The following is a 1,137-nucleotide window of genomic DNA, read 5'->3' as shown; positions in this document are numbered from 1 at the left end:
ACCCTTTAGGTGAAACTGTTTTATATCTTTTTTTTAAATCTGAAGCGTCATAACTCGAAGATAAAATAGGCTCGAAAACCCCCTCTTCATAAAATTCAGCAGGTAAAGAACTATTAATTACAGGTTTTAGTGGGTTTGTTTTATCAATAGTTATGTTTGTTCCTGCTTGTACGTCTATTGATTTAGCATCGCTTCCTTTTGCTCCAGTATCGCCTTTTGTTCCTTTTAAACCATCAGCCCCTTTTGCTCCAGTATCGCCTTTTACTCCTTTTAAACCATCAGCCCCTTTTGCTCCAGTATCTCCTTTTGTTCCTCTAGGACCAGGAAAACCCATTGCACCATCTCTTCCAGGGTAGCCATGACCATTTACGCCAGGGTAGCCACGTTCTCCAGTATCGCCTTTTACTCCTTTTAAACCATCAGCCCCTTTTGCTCCAGTGTCGCCTTTTACTCCATCTTTAGGTATGTAATTCAAGAAATCCAAATCACTTTCAATAACAAAACCATCTTTATCAGTACCTAATACCTTTGCATTTTTAACAGATTTAACCTGCAAATGCGTTGTTTCTACTTTTCTGCTCATTATATTAATGTATTAAGTAATTAGTTTCAGATGTTTTTGTAATAACCTTACTTAAACAATAATATTTAATCTTTTTTGATGAATGACTGCCCGAAAATCCAGATATAGTACCTTTTCTATCAACAGCTCCCGCAGTATCATAAACGGCATAAACCCCACCTCCAAGTATAAATTCCATATTTTTCTGAACGTTTACAACTGTTATTGAATCGCCTATTTCTTTTATAGAAGCGAGATTAATAACAATAATTAAATTTGATGAATCAAAATATAAAATATTATTAACTTGATTGTTTTCAAGTTCCTGCTTTTGGTTTTGTGCAGTAATTTCTTGAATCTTTTTACCACTTCCGCTACTTCCGCTACTTACTTTAATTAAATTCCCATCTTCATCAGTACCTAATGCCTTTGCATTTTTTACAGATTTAATCTGTAAATGCGTTGTTTTAACTTTTCTACTCATTATATATTTTTATATTAAAATTGTAATAATTTTAAAATTAAATTGTAATTGTTTTACTGATATTCATTACTGAAATATCAATTTCAAAATA

The 1,137-nt window shown here is 32.6% G+C and carries 1 protein-coding gene and 1 pseudogene; both read right to left on the bottom strand.

What is annotated here, in order from left to right:
* Positions 1-583, bottom strand: a pseudogene (locus AQ1689_RS03445) (hypothetical protein); the annotation flags it as partial.
* A gap of 4 nt (positions 584-587) precedes the next feature.
* Positions 588-1,046 (bottom strand): hypothetical protein, encoded by a 459-nt coding sequence (locus AQ1689_RS03440; protein ID WP_101955200.1) that lies wholly within the window; start codon positions 1,044-1,046, stop codon positions 588-590.
* Positions 1,047-1,137 lie beyond the last annotated feature (91 nt).

Origin of the sequence: Tenacibaculum finnmarkense (genome assembly GCF_900239185.1) — a bacterium.
GTDB lineage: Bacteria > Bacteroidota > Bacteroidia > Flavobacteriales > Flavobacteriaceae > Polaribacter > Polaribacter finnmarkensis.
This window is presented reverse-complemented; position numbering and strand designations above follow the sequence as displayed.

What these genes read in the sequence shown, in the direction of transcription:
- AQ1689_RS03440 (WP_101955200.1), bottom strand. Translation starts at nt 1,046, where the DNA reads ATGAGTAGAAAAGTTAAAACAACGCATTTACAGATTAAATCTGTAAAA.